The organism is Blastococcus sp. SYSU DS0828 (assembly GCF_054050975.1).
This window is the reverse complement of record NZ_JBJHAK010000001.1, coordinates 56,774-72,074: the sequence shown is the minus strand read 5'-3', so window position 1 is coordinate 72,074 and position 15,301 is coordinate 56,774. Positions and strand designations below refer to the sequence as shown.

Below are 15,301 nucleotides of genomic sequence, written 5' to 3'. Positions count from 1 at the left end.
GATGCGGGGGTGACCTCTCCCACACCCCGCCCCGGTTCCGTCGCCCTCATCACCGGAGGGACCGGCGGCTTCGGCCGCGCCCTCGCCACCAAGCTGCGCGAGCGCGAGGTCACCGTCGTCCTCGCCGACCTCGGCAGCGAGCGCAACCGCCAGGTCGCGGCCGACCTCGGGTGCGAGTTCGCCGTCCTCGACGTCACCGACCGCGCGGCCAACGAGGAGCTCGTCGCCCGGATCGAGGCCGACCACGGCCGGCTGGACGCCGCCTACCTCAACGCCGGCATCTCCGCGGCCAAGAGCGACGACGTCCTCGACCTCGACGAGTTCATGCGGGTGGTCGACGTCGACCTGTTCGGCGTCGTCTACGGCGTGGCCGCGGCCCGCCCGGCGATCAAGCGCGCCGGGGGCGGCGCCATGGTGGTCACCGCGTCGCTGGCCGGCCTCTCGCCCATGGCGACCGACCCGGGCTACAGCGTCGCCAAGGGGGGCGCCATCGCCTTCGTCCGCTCCATGGCGCCGCGGCTGGCGGCCGAGGGGACGACGATCTCGGCGATCTGCCCCGGGTTCGCCGACACCGCGATCATCGACCGGATCCGCGACCAGTTCACCGCTGCCGGCTTCCCGGTGCTCACCGCCGAGGAGGTGGCCGACGCGATGGTCATGGCCTGGGGCTCGGCCGAGCCCGGCGCGGCCTACGTGATCCAGCCCGGCGTCGGCACGGTGCCCTACAAGTTCAAGGGCGTGCCCAGCGCCAGGACGACGGCGGGCGAGACCGCCGTCGTGCCCGAGGCGCTGCGCCCGCCGTCGATGCGCTGAGTCAGTCCTGCCGGCAGGAGTACAGGAACGCCGGCGGCACGTTCCACGGGGTGATCCGCCACCGCACCGTGGTGAACCGCTTCCGGAGCTCGGGCAGCAGCAGCGGCGAGTACTGGATGACCACGGTGGTGCCGCCCGGCGCCATCGCCCGGGGGACCACGTCCAGGATCCGTCGCCGCAGGCCCGGCTCCAGCGAGGTGTAGGGCAACGCGGAGACGACGACGTCGGCGCGCGCGTCACCGAGGTGGGCCTCGAGGTTCTCCGCGGAGTCGCAGACAACCTGCACGCGGGGGTCGTCGAACCGCTCGTCCAGCAGCTTGGCCAGGCGGGGGTCGATCTCGAAGGTGATCAGCCGCGCGCCGGGGCGCAGCCGGGCCAGGATCTCCTGGGTCTGCGCCCCGGTGCCGGCGCCCAGCTCGACCACCAGCTCGGCTCCCGGCACGTCGGCCATGTCCAGCATGTCGCGCACCGCCGCACGCGAGGTGGGGAGCACCGCCCCCACCTGCCGCGGGTGGGCGAGGAACGCGCCGAGGAAGCGCAACCGGTCTGTGAACTGCTCGATCATCGAATTCCCTCCCGGGCCGCCGCGGGGGAGGGCGGCCACCGCCCCGCACCCTGGCACGCCTGCCGCACCGGGGCGAGCCGGAGGGGAGGGGGCACGTGACGGCGGTCACCGGTGATCTGGCAAGGTCGGGCCCATGCGTGCATGGCGGGTACACGAACTCGGTGATCCCTCGAAGGTCATGAGCCTCGACGACGTCGACCAGCCCACACCGGGCGAGGGCCAGGTGCTGGTCAAGGTGCGGGCGGCGGCCTTGAACTTCCCCGACGTCCTGATGGCCATGGGCATGTACCAGGAGAAGCCGCCGCTGCCTTACACCCCGGGCGTCGAGCTGTGCGGCGAGATCGTCGAGACCGGCCAGCGGGTCATCGGCTCGCCGTCCGGCGGCCCCGGCGCCTTCGCCGAGTACGCGCTGATGGACGCGAACAACGCCTGGGCCGTGCCCGACTCGATGACCGACGAGAAGGCCGCATCGCTGTATCTCACCTACCAGACCGGGTACGTGGGCCTGCACCGCCGAGCCGGCATCAAGGCCGGTGACTGGTTGCTGGTGCACGCCGGCGCCGGAGGTGTGGGGACCGCGGCCATCCAGATCGGCAAGGCCGCCGGGGCGAAGGTCATCGCGACGGCCGGCGGCGCCCGGAAGACCGGGATCTGCCGCGAGCTCGGGGCCGACCACGTCATCGACTACACGACCGAGGACTTCGTCCCGATCGTCAAGGAGGTCACCGGCGGACACGGTGCCGACATCGTCTACGACCCGGTCGGCGGCGACGTCTTCGACAAGTCCCGCAAGTGCATCGCCTTCGAGGGCCGGATCGTCGTCGTCGGCTTCACCAGCGGCCGCATCCCCGAGGCGCCGGCCAACCACCTGCTGGTCAAGAACTACAGCGTCGTGGGCCTGCACTGGGGGCTGTACCGGAAGATGGAGCCCTCGCTCATCGGCAAGGTGCACGACGAGCTCGTGAAGCTCATCGAGTCCGGCGCCGTCGACCCGCTCGTGGGGGAGTCCCTGCCGCTGGACCAGGCGCCGCAGGCGCTGGCCAAGCTGGCCGACCGCAGCACCGTCGGCAAGGTCGTGCTGGTGCCCTGATACGGCCGGGCGGGGATCGGCGCCTAGCCTGGTCCCCGCCATGCCGTCCCGCCCGCTGCCCGTCGTCGACGACCGGGTCCACCTGCGGGCGGACTGCTCCCGGTGCGCCGGCCTGTGCTGCGTCGCACCCGAGTTCGCCGCCTCGGCCGATTTCGCGATCGACAAACCGGCCGGCACCCCCTGCCGGCACCTGGGCGAGGACTTCCGCTGCGGCGTCCACGCCACGCTGCGCGACCGGGGCTTCCCCGGCTGCACGGTGTTCGACTGCTTCGGCGCCGGCCAGCACATCACCCAGGCGACGTTCGGCGGCCGCACCTGGCGGGAGACGCCGGAGCTGGCCCGTGCCCAGTTCGCCGTCCTGCCCGTGATGCGCCAGCTGCACGAGATGCTCTGGCACCTCACCGAGGCGGTCTCCCTGCCCGCGGCCGCGCCGCTGCGCGCGGAGCTCCACGCGGTGCGCGACCGGATCGAGCGGCTCACCGGCGCCACCCCGGAGCAGCTGACCGCGCTCGACGTCGGCGCGCAGCGCGGACCGGTGGGGGAGCTGCTGGGCAGGGTCAGCGAGCTGGTGCGTGCGGGGACGCGGGCGCGGGACCGCCGGGGCGCCGACCTGGTGGGCCGCGACCTGAGGGGCACCGATCTGCGCGGCGCGAGCCTGCGCGGCGCCTACCTGATCGGCGCCGACCTCCGCGGCGCCGACCTGGGGACGGCGGACCTGCTCGGTGCTGATCTGCGCGCCGCCGACGTCCGGGGTGCGAACCTCGGCCGGTGCCTGTTCCTCACCCAGCCGCAGGTCTCGGCGGCCCGGGGCGATGCGGCCACGCGGATCCCGGCGGCGGTGCGCCGCCCGGCGCACTGGCGCTAGATGACCGGCTTGGGCAGGTAGGACAGCCGCGCCCGGCGGCGCAGGATGACCTTGCGGGTGCCGTCGGCGTGCAGCTGGAGGCGGGCCAGCTCCCACCCGCCGACGTCGGACTGCAGGCTGAGCATCGTGGCCGCTGCGGACCGGGAGGTGCCCGGCGGGATCCGCAGCGGCGCGAACTCGTAGTCCCCGGCGCTCTCCATCGGCCCGATTGTGCCTGCCGTTCGCCCGGAGGGCACGTGTTGGTCGCCTCCCTCACACCGCCCCGTCCTGCCGGTTCGCCGGTCGGACGGCACGATGGAGGAGGACCGCATCCGCTTGTCAGGGAGGACGACGTGACCGAGCCCGCTTTCTCGAGCGACGTGCCCGACGCCGACCGCGCGGAGCAGGAGGCGCTCCTCGACCCGCCCGCTCCGTCGCGCGCGGGGGAGGCGACGTCGCCCACCGGCGACGTGCCCGAAGCCGATGCGCTGGAGCAGCAGTTGGCTGCCCGCCCCGGCGAAGCCGGCGGCCCCCGGGAGCCCATCGGGTACCGCGAGGCGAACGACGCCGACGTCCTCGAGCAGGAGACCGTCGTCCCGATCGAGGACGACGAACCGGGGGAGTGACCCCCGTGCAGTGATCGGCTCGCACCGCCCGGCCGCCCTCCCGGAGGGCGGCCGGGCGGTGTCGTGTGGGCAACGGCACAGGAAACCACTCATCCGGGTCGCGGGACATGACGGTTGCGTGACAAAGCTTCCGTCGGGCCTTGTCCGTGACCTTTTCGTTTCCTGAGCCCTGTTAGGTCATCGGCGACGGAGACGGATCGAGGAGTGCCCACGGGCCTGTCCCAGCCGCGTCGTGCGACGCGGCGGCACTCCTCCGGGCGGTGCGCCAGAGCGCTCGCACGAGTCCTGACCCCGCTGGCGACCTGCGCCGGTGAGCGGTCGCGACCTTGGCAACGGACGACCAGCAGACCTCCTGCGCCGGTGCCCGCCCGGGATCCGCACGACGATCACCGGAGGTAGCACGTGCCAGTCCTGAGAGTGGAAGGCCTCTACAAGGTCTTCGGTCGACGACCGGAGGACGTCGTCGACCGGTTGCGAGCCGGCGCCTCGGCCGCCGAGGTGCAGGCATCGGGTGCCACGGCCGCGGTCATCGACGCCTCGTTCGAGGTGGAGCAGGGCGAGATCTTCGTGGTCATGGGTCTGTCCGGGTCGGGGAAGTCCACCCTCATCCGGATGCTCAACGGCCTGGTGCGGCCGACCGCGGGGCACGTCTACGTCGGCGACGAGGACGTCGCGGCGCTCGACCCCAAGGGGCTGCGTGCCGTGCGGCAGCAACGGATCAGCATGGTGTTCCAGCACTTCGCCCTGCTGCCGCACCGGAGCGTGCTCGAGAACACCGCCTACGCGCTCGAGGTGCGAGGGGTCGACCGCCGGGAACGGCAGGCGGCCGCCCGCGAGGCGCTGGAGATGGTGGGGCTGCAGGCGTGGGCCGACCACCGCCCGGACGAGCTCTCGGGCGGGATGCAGCAGCGGGTCGGCCTGGCCCGGGCGCTGGCCGCCGGGACCGACATCCTGCTCATGGACGAGGCGTTCAGCGCGCTGGACCCGCTCATCCGGCGGGAGATGCAGGACCAACTGATGGACCTGCAGTCGCGGCTGGGCAAGACGATCGTCTTCATCACCCACGACCTCAACGAGGCCATGCGGCTCGGCGACCGGGTAGCCGTCATGCGCGACGGCCGCATCGTCCGGCTCGACACGCCGGAGGCGATCCTCGCCGACCCGGGTGACGAGTACCTGGAGCGGTTCCTCGCCGACGTCGACCGGTCCCGCGTCTTCACCGCCGGCGACGTGATGAGCGCGCCGGTGGAGGGGGCCGACGGGCGGCCGGTCGCCACCGCCGTCACCGTCGCGCCGGACACCCCGCTGGCCGACCTCCTCGAGCCGTCCGCGCTGTCGGAGGCGCCGCTGCTGGTCGCCGACGAGGCCGGGGAGGCGCTCGGGGTCGTCACCCGCGGCGACGTGCTCGCCGCGCTCGGCGGCGTCAGCACCGACGGCGCGCACCCCCCGACCCCGGCCGACGACGACCCGCAGACCGTGGAGGCGCCCCGTGCCTGAGACCCCCCTGATCACCGCGGCCGAGGAGAGCGCGCTCCCGCGCGTGCCGCTCGGCGACTGGATCGACACCGGCTTCGACTGGCTCAAGGAGAACTTCGACCCGGTCTTCGACGCCGTGAGCACGGGCATCGAGACCGCCGTCGACGGGATCACCGAGGTGCTCCTCTTCCCGCCGCCGTTGCTCTTCGCGGTGCTGCTGGCGCTGCTCGGCCTGGCGGCACGGTCGATCGCCTTCGGGATCGGTTCCCTGGTCGGCCTGCTCCTCATCCAGAGCCTGGAGCTCTGGGAGGCGGCGATGGAGACGCTGTCCCTGCTGCTGTTCGCCACCGTCGTCGCTCTGGTGATCGCGATACCGACCGGCATCGCGGCGGCGAAGAGCGACCGCATCAGCTCGGTCGTCCGGCCGGTGCTGGACTTCATGCAGACGATGCCCGCCTTCGTCTACCTCGTCCCGGCGGTCATCTTCTTCAGCATCGGGGTGGTCCCCGGCGTCATCACCACCATGGTGTTCGCCATGCCCCCCGGCGTGCGACTCACCGAGCTCGGCATCCGCCAGGTCGATGCGGAGACCGTCGAGGCCGGCTACGCGTTCGGCAGCTCGCCGGGGCAGATCCTGCGCGGCATCCAGCTGCCCCTGGCCCGGCCGACGATCATGGCCGGCGTCAACCAGGTGATCATGCTGGGCCTGTCGATGGCCGTGATCGCCGGGCTCATCGGTGCCGGCGGCCTGGGCCAGATCGTGGTCACCAGCATCTCCCGCCTGGACGTGGGGCTGGGTTTCGAGGCCGGTCTCGCCGTGGTCATCCTGGCCATCTACCTGGACCGGCTCACCGCCGCCTTCGGCAGGTCGGACACGGCGTCCCCCTTCGGCCGCGTGCGCCGCACCCTCCGCCGCCGGAGAGGGCCGAGCGCGTCGACGAGCGTCGGCAGCGGCACCGTCCCGGCCCCCGGCCAGCCCACCGAGGAGCTGGCCACAGCGTCCCCGCGGTCCTGATGAGACGGCCCGGACGGGCCGGTCAGGACCAGCGGACGACGATCCGCGACCTTCGTGGATCGGTAGCAACACCGGAAGGAGCACTACCTGTGCGCAAGCATGCAACCCGGCTCGCCGCCGGACTGGCCGCCGTCGCCCTGAGCGCCACCGCCTGTGGTGGGGACGAGGGCACGGAGGACACCACCGCTGCCGGCAACGGCAGCGGGAGCGAGAGCTGCGACTCGGTCACGCTCGGGTTCATCCCGTCCTGGACCGACGGGCTGAGCACCGCCTACCTCTGGCAGAACGTCCTCGAGGACCGCGGCCTCGAGGTCGAGTTCGAGGAGATCTCGGAGGCCGGGGTGCTGTACTCCGGTCTGGCCGGCGGGGACGTCGACGTCTACCCCTCGGCCTGGTCGGAGGTCACCCACGCCGACTACATGGACGAGTACGGCGACCAGATCGAGGACCTCGGGGCCTGGTACGAGGGCGCCGTCCTCACCCTGGCCGTGCCGGAGTACGTCGACATCGACTCGATCGCCGACCTGGCCGGCAACGCCGACATGTTCGGCGGCCGCATCGTCGGGATCGAGCCCGGTGCCGGTCTGACCCGCACCACCAAGGACAGCGTGATGCCGACCTACGGCCTCGACGACTCCTACCAGCTCGTCGAGTCCTCCACCACGGCGATGCTGGCCGAGCTCCAGTCGGCCGTCGACGCCGAGGAGGACATCGTCGTCACGCTGTGGCACCCGTTCTGGGCCTACAACGAGTTCCCGCTCAAGGACCTCGCCGACCCGGAGGGCGCCCTGGGTGACCCCGAGGCCCTGCACCTGCTCGGCCGCGAGGGCTTCAGCAGCGACTGCGCCGAGGTCGCCGAGCTCATGGGTGAGCTGCAGCTGAGCGACGAGCAGTACGCCTCGCTGGAGAACACCGTCGTCAACGAGTACGGCGAGGGCCAGTACGCCGAGGGCGTCGAGGCGTGGCTCGAGGCGAACCCGGACGTCGCGGAGACCCTGAAGAGCTGACGCGGCTCGCTCCCCGGAGCGACGGGCGCGGGGCCCGGCGGTGCATCCGCCGGGCCCCGCGTCGTTCCGCCGGGTGGGTGAACGACCTGCACCCGAGCTGCCCCGACCCTGCCGGTCCGGCACGGTGGGGCGTGGACCGGGAGGTGCGGGCTGTGGCGACGGACGGGGATCGACGGTCGGTGCGTGACGCCGCGGTGCGGGAGGCCACCGAGCGCTGGGCCCACGCTGCCGGGGTCTCTCCGTCCGTGGCGCGGGGCATGGCGCCCACGAGGCGTCCGGTCGCCGTCCGCCTGCTCCGCGGAGCGCTGCTCGGCGCGGCGTTCGGCGCCCTCCTGCTGCTCCTGGCGTCCAGCGCCGGCACCTCCACCACTCCCTGGGTGCTGCTCGTCGTCGCCCTCGGGCTGCTCGTCGTCCGGATCGGCGGGCCGGGGCGGCGGAGCCACCGACGGACGGCCGCGTCCGGGAGGTGATCTCCACGCCGGTCGCGTGCGGGGGCGCCCCTTTTCGCCGGACGACTTCTTTGGTTAGGCTGCCCTAACTGACCGAGGAGGGGCCATGCCGAGCAGCCCGACCCACCCCGCGCCCGAGCGCCGTCCGGAGGCCGACGGGCTCCGGCCCGCGCCGGCCGAGCGCGCCCGCACCGTCGCCACGCGGTCCGCCGCGACTGTCTGCGCGCTCGGTGTCGAAGGCGGCCGGCTGCTCGCCCACACCGTCACCAGCGCCGGGCAGGTGCTGCTGGTCGTCCCCGCCGACGGGGACATCGCCGACGCCGTCCACCGCGCGCCCGACCAGGACCTCTCGGCCCTGCTGATGGTCAGCGACCATGCACCGGTGCCGCTGCGCCGGCCGATCCGGGCGCAGCTGTGGCTCTCCGGCTGGGCGACGCCGGTGCGGGCCGAGGACGAGCGGGCCGCCGTCCTCGCCTTCGCCGAGACCCGGCCCACCGAGGTCCTGCTCGACGTCGGCCGGTCCGCGCGGCTGCTGCGCCTCGACCTCGCCGAGGTGGTCCTGGGGGAGGGCGGCGACGGCGTCGAGGTCAGCCCGCAGGAGTTCGCGGTGGCCCGCCCCGACCCGCTGGCCGCCGTCGAGGCCGACCACCTGCGCCACCTCGCCGGCGCGCACGCCGACGTCCTCGCGCTCCTGGCCGGCCGCGTCCCGGCCGACGTGGTGGGCCCGGCCCGCGTCGTCCGCCCGCTCGGCCTGGACCGCTTCGGGTTCCGGCTGCGCGTGGAGCGGCCGTTCGGCCACACCGACGTGCGGGTGCCGTTCCCACGCCCGCTCACCTGCGCCGGCCAGCTCGGCGCCGCCGTCGGCCAGCTGCTCTGCGCGGCCCGGGCGGCGCGGGACTGCCGCGGCTGACGGCGTTCAGCCGGCGATCTCGCGCAGCAGCCCGGCCAGCCGGGTGCGCCGCGGGCGCACGTCGACGTCACGGACCGCCCGGGCCAGGGCGGCCCCGCTGGCGTGCACGATCGACAGGTGCTTCTGCGCGCGGGTCAGCGCGGTGTAGACCAGCGGACGGGAGAGCATCCCCCCGGCCTCGGGCGGGAGCACCACGACGACGCCGGGCCACTCCGACCCCTGCGCGCGGTGCACGGTGATCGCCCAGCCGTGCCGCAGGTCGGGCAGCGCATTGCCGGTGACGGTGACCGGGCCGGAGCTGAAGTCCACGGTCAGCGACCCGTCCCCGGTCCCGGTGACGACGCCGACCTCGCCGTTGGCGAAGCCGGTGGGCTCCAGGTCCAGGTGGTTGGCGGTGGCCACCACGCGGTCGCCGACGTCGAAGCCGAACACCGTGCCGTCACCGGGGTTCAGCTGCGCCTTGAGCGCCTTGTTCAGCTCGATGGTCCCGGCCGGCCCGCGGTGCACCGGGGTGACGACCTGCACCCCGCCGGGGTCGATGCCCAGCGCACGCGGGATCGAGTCGGTGACCAGTTGGACCACGCGGCGAGCGGCCTCGCCGCTGCCGGTGGCCGGCACGACGACGACCTCGCGGTCGGGGGAGTCGACCGGCGGCAGCTGCCCCTCCCGCACGGCCGACGCCAGCCGCGCGATCGCTCCGCCCTCGGCCTGCCGGTAGAGGGTGGTCAGCTCGGTCACCGGGACGACGCCGGAATCGATCAGGTCGCCCAGCACATGTCCGGGGCCGATCGAGGGCAGCTGCGCCGGGTCGCCGACCAGTAGCAGGTGGGTGCCGTCGGGGCAGGCCTCCAGGAGTGCGGCGGTCAGCTCGACGTCGAGCATCGAGGCCTCGTCGACCACCACGACGTCGGCGTCCAGCGGCCACTCCTCGTTGCGGGAGAAGCCACCCGAGGCGCCCTGTGCCCCGAGCAACCGGTGCACCGTGACCGCGGGGTGGTCGGTGAGCTCCTCCAGCCGCTTGGCCGCCCGGCCGGTGGGTGCCGCGAGCGCGACGTCGGTGCCCTTGGTGCGCAGCAGCTGCACGACCGCGGCCACCGTGCGGCTCTTCCCGGTGCCCGGGCCGCCCGTGAGCAGGCTGACCCCGGCCGAGAGCACCTGGGCCACCGCCTGCTTCTGCGCCTCGTCCAGCCCCTTGGCCACCGAGCGCACCGAGGCCGGGTCGGCGATCCGCTCGGCGGCGGCGGCGAGCCGGGCCACGTTCTCGGCCACCGCCTCCTCGGCCATGCCGTACCGGGCCAGCGACAGCATCCGCAGCGCGGGATCGGGTTCGGGGAGCTCGTCGACGTCCTCGTCGGGCTCCGGCTCGGGCGGCTCGTGGTCGAGCACGTCGCCGGAGTCGACGGCCGCGACGATCGCGGCCGCCGGGTCGGCGATGCCCTCGGCCTGCAGCGCGGCCACGACCAGGTCCACCGGCAGCACGGTGTGCCCGTCGCGGGTCGCCGTCCGCAGGGTGAGCCCCACGATGGCGCGGCCGCGCCGGGAGTCCTGCCGGTCGGCGCCCTTGAGCACGGCGATCGCGAGCCGGTCGGCGTCGGTCAGCGTCACGCCGGAGAGCCCCAGCAGGGCCCACGGGTCGTCCCGCAGCCGGCGGGCGGCGTCCTGGCCCAGCGCGTCGGCCACCCCGGCGGCCAACTTGGCCGGCAGCCCGGCGCCCACGAGCAGCTCGACCACCTCGTAGGTGGGGGCGGCGGCGAGGAAGCTGGAGAACAGCCGCTCGGCGCGCTGCCGGCCCACCCGCGGCAGCTTCAGCAACCGGTCGGCGGTGACGTCGTCCGGGGTGGTGATGCCGGCGGCCGGCAGCTCCGCCGCCGCGCGCTTGCCGAGCCCCGGCCACAGCCCGGCCGCGCAGAAGGCGGCGAAGACCAGGTCCGGGCCGGGGGTCGTGGGGTCGGCGCTCACCGGTCGGACCGGCGATCGGGATAGCTGAAGTGCGGGGCGGAGACGTCCTCCAGCGCGGTGCGGATCGCGGCGGGCAGCCGCACGCCGTCGGAGTCCAGGGACGCCTGCAGCTGCTGGGCGGTGCGCGCGCCGACCACCGGGGCGACGACGCCGGGCCGGTCCCGCACCCAGGCCAGCGCCACCGCCAGCGGGGTGGTGCCCAGGCCCTGGGCCGCGGTGATCACCGCCTCGACGATGCGGTCGGCCGCAGCCGAGCGGAGGTTGTCGATGAAGCCCTGCCACTGCGCCGACGCCCCGCGGCTCTCCGACGGCGTGCTGTGCCGGTACTTGCCGGTCAGCAGCCCACGGCCGAGCGGCGACCAGGCGAGCACGCCGAGCCCCAGCGCCTCGGCGGCCGGCACGACCTCCCGCTCCACGCCGCGCTGCAGCAGCGAGTACTCGACCTGGGTGCTCACCAGCGGCGTGCGCCCCGGCCACGCCTTCTGCCAGGTCGCGGCCTGGGCGGTCTGCCAGCCCGTGAAGTTGCTCACCCCGACGTAGCGCGCGCGCCCCGAGGAGACGGCGAGGTCGCAGGCGGCCAGCGTCTCCTCCAGCGGCGTCGTCTCGTCCCAGGCGTGCAGCTGCCAGAGGTCGACGTAGTCCAGGCCCAGCCGCTCCAGCGACGCGTCCAGCGCCGAGATGAGGTGCCCCCGGGAGGCGCCCCGGCCCATGGGGCCGGGTCCTGTGCGCCCGACGGCCTTGGTGGCGACGAGCACCTGCGAACGGGGGACGACGTCGGCCAGCAGGTGGCCGAGGGTGCGCTCGCTCTCGCCGTCGCAGTAGACGTCGGCCGTGTCGACCAGCGTGCCACCGGCGTCGACGAAGGCCGTCAGCTGCATGGCGGCCTCGTCCTCGTCGGTGTCGCCGCCCCAGGTCATCGTGCCCAGCGCGAGCCGGGACACGATCAGACCGCTGCGCCCCAACGCCCGTTGCTCCACGACCGGCCAACCTACCGCCGTCACCCGGCGCGCACCCGGGAGCACCGGCCGCTGCGGGGCGGCGTGCCGGGGCCGGACCGGCCGCCACCTAAGGTCAGCGGTCGTGCCCGAACGATCCGCTCTCCGTCCGGCCGCCAGCCGTCCCCTCGGGGGGCGCTGATATGGGCTGGCTCGAAGCCGTCGTCCTCGGTCTGGTGCAGGGGCTCACCGAGTTCCTCCCCATCTCCTCGAGCGCCCACCTGCGGGTCGTGGGGGAGGCCTTCGGGTGGCAGGACCCCGGCGCGGCGTTCACCGCGATCACCCAGATCGGCACCGAGGCCGCGGTGCTGCTCTACTTCCGGCACGACATCTGGCGGATCATCACCGCCTGGGTCGCCTCGCTCGGTGGGCGGCGGAAGGGCGACCCCGACGCCCGCATGGGCTGGCTGATCATCGTCGGCACCCTGCCGATCGTCGTCCTGGGCCTGCTGTTCCAGGACTCGATCGAGACGACGTTCCGCGACCTGCGCATCACGGCGACCGCCCTGATCCTGTTCTCGCTGGTGCTGTTCTGGGCCGATCGCGTGGGGGCCAAGCGGCGTGAGCTCGACCGGCTGACGGTCGGCCACGGCATCGCGTTCGGCTTCGCGCAGGCGATGGCGCTGATCCCGGGGGTCTCCCGCTCCGGCGGCACGATCACCGCCGGGCTCTTCCTCGGGTACACCCGGTCGGCCGCGGCCCGGTACTCGTTCCTGCTGGCCGTGCCGGCGGTGCTGGGCGCCGGGTTCTTCCAGGTCTACGAGGTGCTCAGCGGGGACGTCGCGGGCCCGCCGATCGCCTGGGGCCCGACCATCCTCGCCACCGTCCTGGCGTTCGTCGTGGGTCTGGTCGTCATCGCCTGGCTGCTGCGCTACCTGGACCGGGGCAGCTACGTGCCCTTCGTCGTCTACCGCATCCTGCTGGGCCTGCTCATTCTGGGCCTGGTGTTCGCCGGGGTCCTGGACCCCACCACCCCCGTCGACGTCACCCCCACGCCCATCCCACGCTGAGCCTCGCCGACACGCTCGGGAGCGGGACAGCGGCGACCCGGAGCCGATAGGGCTCCGGGTCGCCACGGGAGACGTGTGGCTCAGCCCTCCGTGCCGGCGTCGAGGTCCAGCGTCCCGATCATCGCGTCGAGCACCTCGACGTTGCGCTCGTAGTCGAACTTCGGCAGGCCGACGGTGTCCGCGACCAGCGTGCGCGGTCCGTGCTCACCCTCCTCGAGGGCGACGGCGTACCGGGTCGACGGCGTGCCCTCGGGCCAGAGCCCCTCGCCGGTGGCGGTGCGCTCGATCCGCACGGCGTCCCGGCCGTCCACGGTCAGCTCACGGCGGGCCTGCTCCCCGGGCTGCTCCTGGGTGACCCGGTCGAAGGCCACCGGCTCGATCGAGAAGGCGATCGCGGCCACGCGCACGTCGGTGGCATCGGGCACGTCGAAGTCCTGCGGGGAGAACCGGCTGCAGGCCGGCACGGTCTCACCGGCGTTCACCGACCAGTCCGACGGGTGGTCGACCGCGAACCCGGCCGGGCTGGTGCAGCGCTCGCCCAGCACGACGCCGTCGGGCTGCCGGTCGAGGACGTCGACGACGATCCGCTGCGGGTCGGCCAGCCGGGCGACCGCGAACGGCCGGCGCTGGTCGAGCCCCGCGTAGAAGGAGTAGCGGCCCTCGAACAGGGTGTCGGCGACCAGGGCCTCCAGCGTGCTCGTCCCGGCGATCTCCAGCCGCTCCTCGCCCTCCCAGGGCGTGACGCCCTCGGGCGCGTCGCCCGGGTACAGCAGGTTGGACAGGGTGATCCCCAGGGTGGCGTCGCCGGGCACCTCCAGCGGGTGGCCCGAGCCCGCGCTGCGCGGGTCCTCGGTGTAGCCGATCTGGTACCCGGCCTCGCCGTCACCGGCGAGCTCGAAGACGATCCGGTCGAAGCCGTCGTGGGCGCCCAGCCGGACGTCGGTCAGCACGACCGCCGACCCGGTGGCCTCGACGTCGACGTCGGCGGTGTCGCCCTGGCCGACCGGCTCCAGGCCGTCGGACTGGTGCAGGACGTCGACGACCAGCCGCGCCGGGTCGGAGAACGTGGCGACGCCGAAGGGCACGTGCTCCTCCAGGCCGATCGTCCAGGTCAGCATCGCCTCGAAGTCGCCGGTCTGGACCGCCTCGCTGATCACCCGGCCGCCGGGTGCGGTGATCTGGTCACGCCCGGTGTAGGTCTCCCGGGGCTCGTCACCGGAGAGGTCCACGCCGCTGGCCGGGCTGACCCGCACCTCCAGGAACGCCGAGCCGGCCACGGCGATCTCCCGGCCGGAGCCGTCCTCGGTGATCGGCGGCTCGACGTAGCCGACCCGGTAGCTGGGGACCTCCTCGCCCTCGAACTCGAGGACGAACCGGTCGAAGTCCTCGTGCCCGGCGGCGCGGACGTCGGTCAGGTAGGCCGGGGCGCCGCCGGCCGGGAACTCCCCGGCCTCCACGGTCTCGGTGCCCGGGTTCCCCACCGGGGGCAGCGGCTCGTGGGCCGGCTGCACCGGGCCGGGTGGGGTGGGCCCGGCCGGGACGATCGACGGGGCTGAGGTGGTCGGGGCGCCGGTGGTCGCCAGCAGCGTGCTGGCGCTCAGTCCGGCGAGGAGCAGACGCATCATCGCGATCTCGCCTCCTGGTCTCGGATGTCCGGTCCTCTCGTCCCCTGCCCGTGCTCCCCGTCCCCGAACACGCTTCGGGATGCCGTCACCCGATCGTCAAGCCATTGCCGGATCGTCATGTGCACCGGCGACCGGCGGGTCCTGCCCCGCCGCCGTGCTGCGGCGGCGGCTGCCACGGACCGGGGGAGGGACGGAGCACCGCCTACGCTCGCCCGGTGACCACCGTCATCCTCCTGCGGCACGGCCGGAGCACCGCGAACACCGGAGGGGTGCTCGCCGGCTGGACCCCTGGCGTCCAGCTCGACGACACCGGTCAGGCGCAGGCGCAGGCGGTGGCGCAGCGACTGGCGAAGGTGCCGCTGGCCGCCGTCGTCAGCAGCCCCCTGGAGCGGTGCCGGCAGACGGCGGGCGCCGTCGTCGCCGGGCGCGACCTGGAGCCGGCGATCGAGGAGCGGCTGGGGGAGGCGCGCTACGGCGACTGGACCGGCCGGCCGCTCAAGGAGCTGGTGAAGGAGCCGCTCTGGAAGGTCGTGCAGCAGCACCCCTCGGCCGCGGTGTTCCCGGGCCCGGAGGGGGAGGGCCTGGCCCAGACCCAGGCCCGGGCGGTGGCCGCCGTCCGCGAGTGGAACGCACGGCTGGGCCCGGATGCGGTCTGGCTGGCCTGCAGCCACGGCGACGTCATCAAGGCCGTGCTCGCCGATGCCCTGGGGCTGCACCTCGACCAGTTCCAGCGGATCGTCGTCGACCCTGCCTCGATCTCGGTGGTCTCCTACACCGACACCCGGCCGTTCGTGGCCCGGATCAACGACACCGGCGGCGACGTCTCCGCGCTGATGCCCCCGCCCCGCAAGGGGCGCCGGCGCAAGGCCTCCTCGGACGCCGTGGTGGGAGGCGGGTCGGGCGCCCCCGCGTAACCT

16 protein-coding genes are annotated in these 15,301 nt (G+C 74.1%); 11 read left to right on the top strand and 5 right to left on the bottom strand.

All coding sequences use genetic code 11. The features are described from left to right. The first annotated feature begins 9 nt into the window (after positions 1-9). Positions 10-813 carry an SDR family oxidoreductase gene (locus ACI79Q_RS00375; protein WP_456595624.1) on the top strand — a complete coding sequence of 268 codons (804 nt, stop codon included), beginning with the start codon at positions 10-12 and terminating at the stop codon, positions 811-813. Between the two features lies 1 nt (position 814). Here the strand turns inward: ACI79Q_RS00375 and ACI79Q_RS00370 are convergent, their stop codons facing one another. Continuing rightward, complete coding sequence (locus ACI79Q_RS00370; protein ID WP_456587897.1) at positions 815-1,378, bottom strand: class I SAM-dependent methyltransferase; 564 nt, start codon at positions 1,376-1,378, stop codon at positions 815-817. 178 nt (positions 1,379-1,556) lie between these two features. On the opposite strand from ACI79Q_RS00370, the gene ACI79Q_RS00365 reads away from it, so the two are divergent. Beyond that, the gene (locus ACI79Q_RS00365; protein WP_456599304.1) at positions 1,557-2,468 is read left to right on the top strand and encodes an NADPH:quinone oxidoreductase family protein; all 912 of its coding nucleotides are present in this window, start codon (positions 1,557-1,559) and stop codon (positions 2,466-2,468) included. Positions 2,469-2,508: 40 nt separating this feature from the next. Next, positions 2,509-3,333 (top strand): pentapeptide repeat-containing protein, encoded by an 825-nt coding sequence (locus ACI79Q_RS00360; protein ID WP_456612257.1) that lies wholly within the window; start codon positions 2,509-2,511, stop codon positions 3,331-3,333. On the opposite strand, the gene ACI79Q_RS00355 is transcribed toward ACI79Q_RS00360, so the two are convergent. After that, entirely contained in the window at positions 3,330-3,533 is a 204-nt protein-coding gene (locus tag ACI79Q_RS00355; protein WP_456587894.1) for a DUF5703 family protein, read from the bottom strand. The genes ACI79Q_RS00360 and ACI79Q_RS00355 overlap by 4 nt on opposite strands. 132 nt (positions 3,534-3,665) lie before the next feature. Between ACI79Q_RS00355 and ACI79Q_RS00350 the strand changes: the two genes are divergently transcribed. The 6 genes from ACI79Q_RS00350 (at position 3,666) to ACI79Q_RS00325 (ending at position 8,795) form a co-directional block, all read left to right on the top strand. Beyond that, complete coding sequence (locus ACI79Q_RS00350) at positions 3,666-3,938, top strand: hypothetical protein (protein ID WP_456587893.1); 273 nt, start codon at positions 3,666-3,668, stop codon at positions 3,936-3,938. Between the two features lie 402 nt (positions 3,939-4,340). Continuing rightward, positions 4,341-5,435, top strand: a complete 1,095-nt coding sequence (locus ACI79Q_RS00345; RefSeq protein WP_456587892.1) for a quaternary amine ABC transporter ATP-binding protein — start codon at positions 4,341-4,343, stop codon at positions 5,433-5,435. Beyond that, on the top strand, positions 5,428-6,429 hold the full coding sequence (locus tag ACI79Q_RS00340) for an ABC transporter permease (protein ID WP_456587891.1): 1,002 nt from the start codon (positions 5,428-5,430) through the stop codon (positions 6,427-6,429). Before ACI79Q_RS00345 ends, ACI79Q_RS00340 begins: the two co-directional genes overlap by 8 nt. A gap of 89 nt (positions 6,430-6,518) precedes the next feature. Beyond that, on the top strand, positions 6,519-7,436 hold the full coding sequence (locus tag ACI79Q_RS00335) for a glycine betaine ABC transporter substrate-binding protein (RefSeq protein WP_456587890.1): 918 nt from the start codon (positions 6,519-6,521) through the stop codon (positions 7,434-7,436). Positions 7,437-7,615: 179 nt separating this feature from the next. Further along, positions 7,616-7,906, top strand: coding sequence for a hypothetical protein (locus ACI79Q_RS00330; RefSeq protein WP_456587889.1), 291 nt, complete (start codon positions 7,616-7,618; stop codon positions 7,904-7,906). An 85-nt stretch (positions 7,907-7,991) separates the two neighbouring features. Beyond that, the gene (locus ACI79Q_RS00325; protein ID WP_456613903.1) at positions 7,992-8,795 is read left to right on the top strand and encodes a DUF2470 domain-containing protein; all 804 of its coding nucleotides are present in this window, start codon (positions 7,992-7,994) and stop codon (positions 8,793-8,795) included. 6 nt (positions 8,796-8,801) lie between these two features. On the opposite strand, the gene ACI79Q_RS00320 is transcribed toward ACI79Q_RS00325, so the two are convergent. After that, positions 8,802-10,754 carry an AAA family ATPase gene (locus ACI79Q_RS00320; protein WP_456595633.1) on the bottom strand — a complete coding sequence of 651 codons (1,953 nt, stop codon included), beginning with the start codon at positions 10,752-10,754 and terminating at the stop codon, positions 8,802-8,804. Continuing rightward, complete coding sequence (locus ACI79Q_RS00315; RefSeq protein ID WP_456587886.1) at positions 10,751-11,731, bottom strand: aldo/keto reductase; 981 nt, start codon at positions 11,729-11,731, stop codon at positions 10,751-10,753. The genes ACI79Q_RS00320 and ACI79Q_RS00315 overlap by 4 nt, the downstream gene beginning before the upstream one ends. 161 nt (positions 11,732-11,892) lie before the next feature. Here ACI79Q_RS00315 and ACI79Q_RS00310 point away from each other — a divergent pair, with 161 nt between their 5' ends. Continuing rightward, positions 11,893-12,759, top strand: a complete 867-nt coding sequence (locus ACI79Q_RS00310) for an undecaprenyl-diphosphate phosphatase (RefSeq protein WP_456587885.1) — start codon at positions 11,893-11,895, stop codon at positions 12,757-12,759. Between the two features lie 80 nt (positions 12,760-12,839). Here the strand turns inward: ACI79Q_RS00310 and ACI79Q_RS00305 are convergent, their stop codons facing one another. Further along, positions 12,840-14,384 (bottom strand): AMIN-like domain-containing (lipo)protein, encoded by a 1,545-nt coding sequence (locus ACI79Q_RS00305; protein ID WP_456613902.1) that lies wholly within the window; start codon positions 14,382-14,384, stop codon positions 12,840-12,842. A 215-nt stretch (positions 14,385-14,599) separates the two neighbouring features. On the opposite strand from ACI79Q_RS00305, the gene ACI79Q_RS00300 reads away from it, so the two are divergent. Then, positions 14,600-15,298 (top strand): histidine phosphatase family protein, encoded by a 699-nt coding sequence (locus ACI79Q_RS00300; RefSeq protein ID WP_456587883.1) that lies wholly within the window; start codon positions 14,600-14,602, stop codon positions 15,296-15,298. Positions 15,299-15,301: the final 3 nt, after the last annotated feature.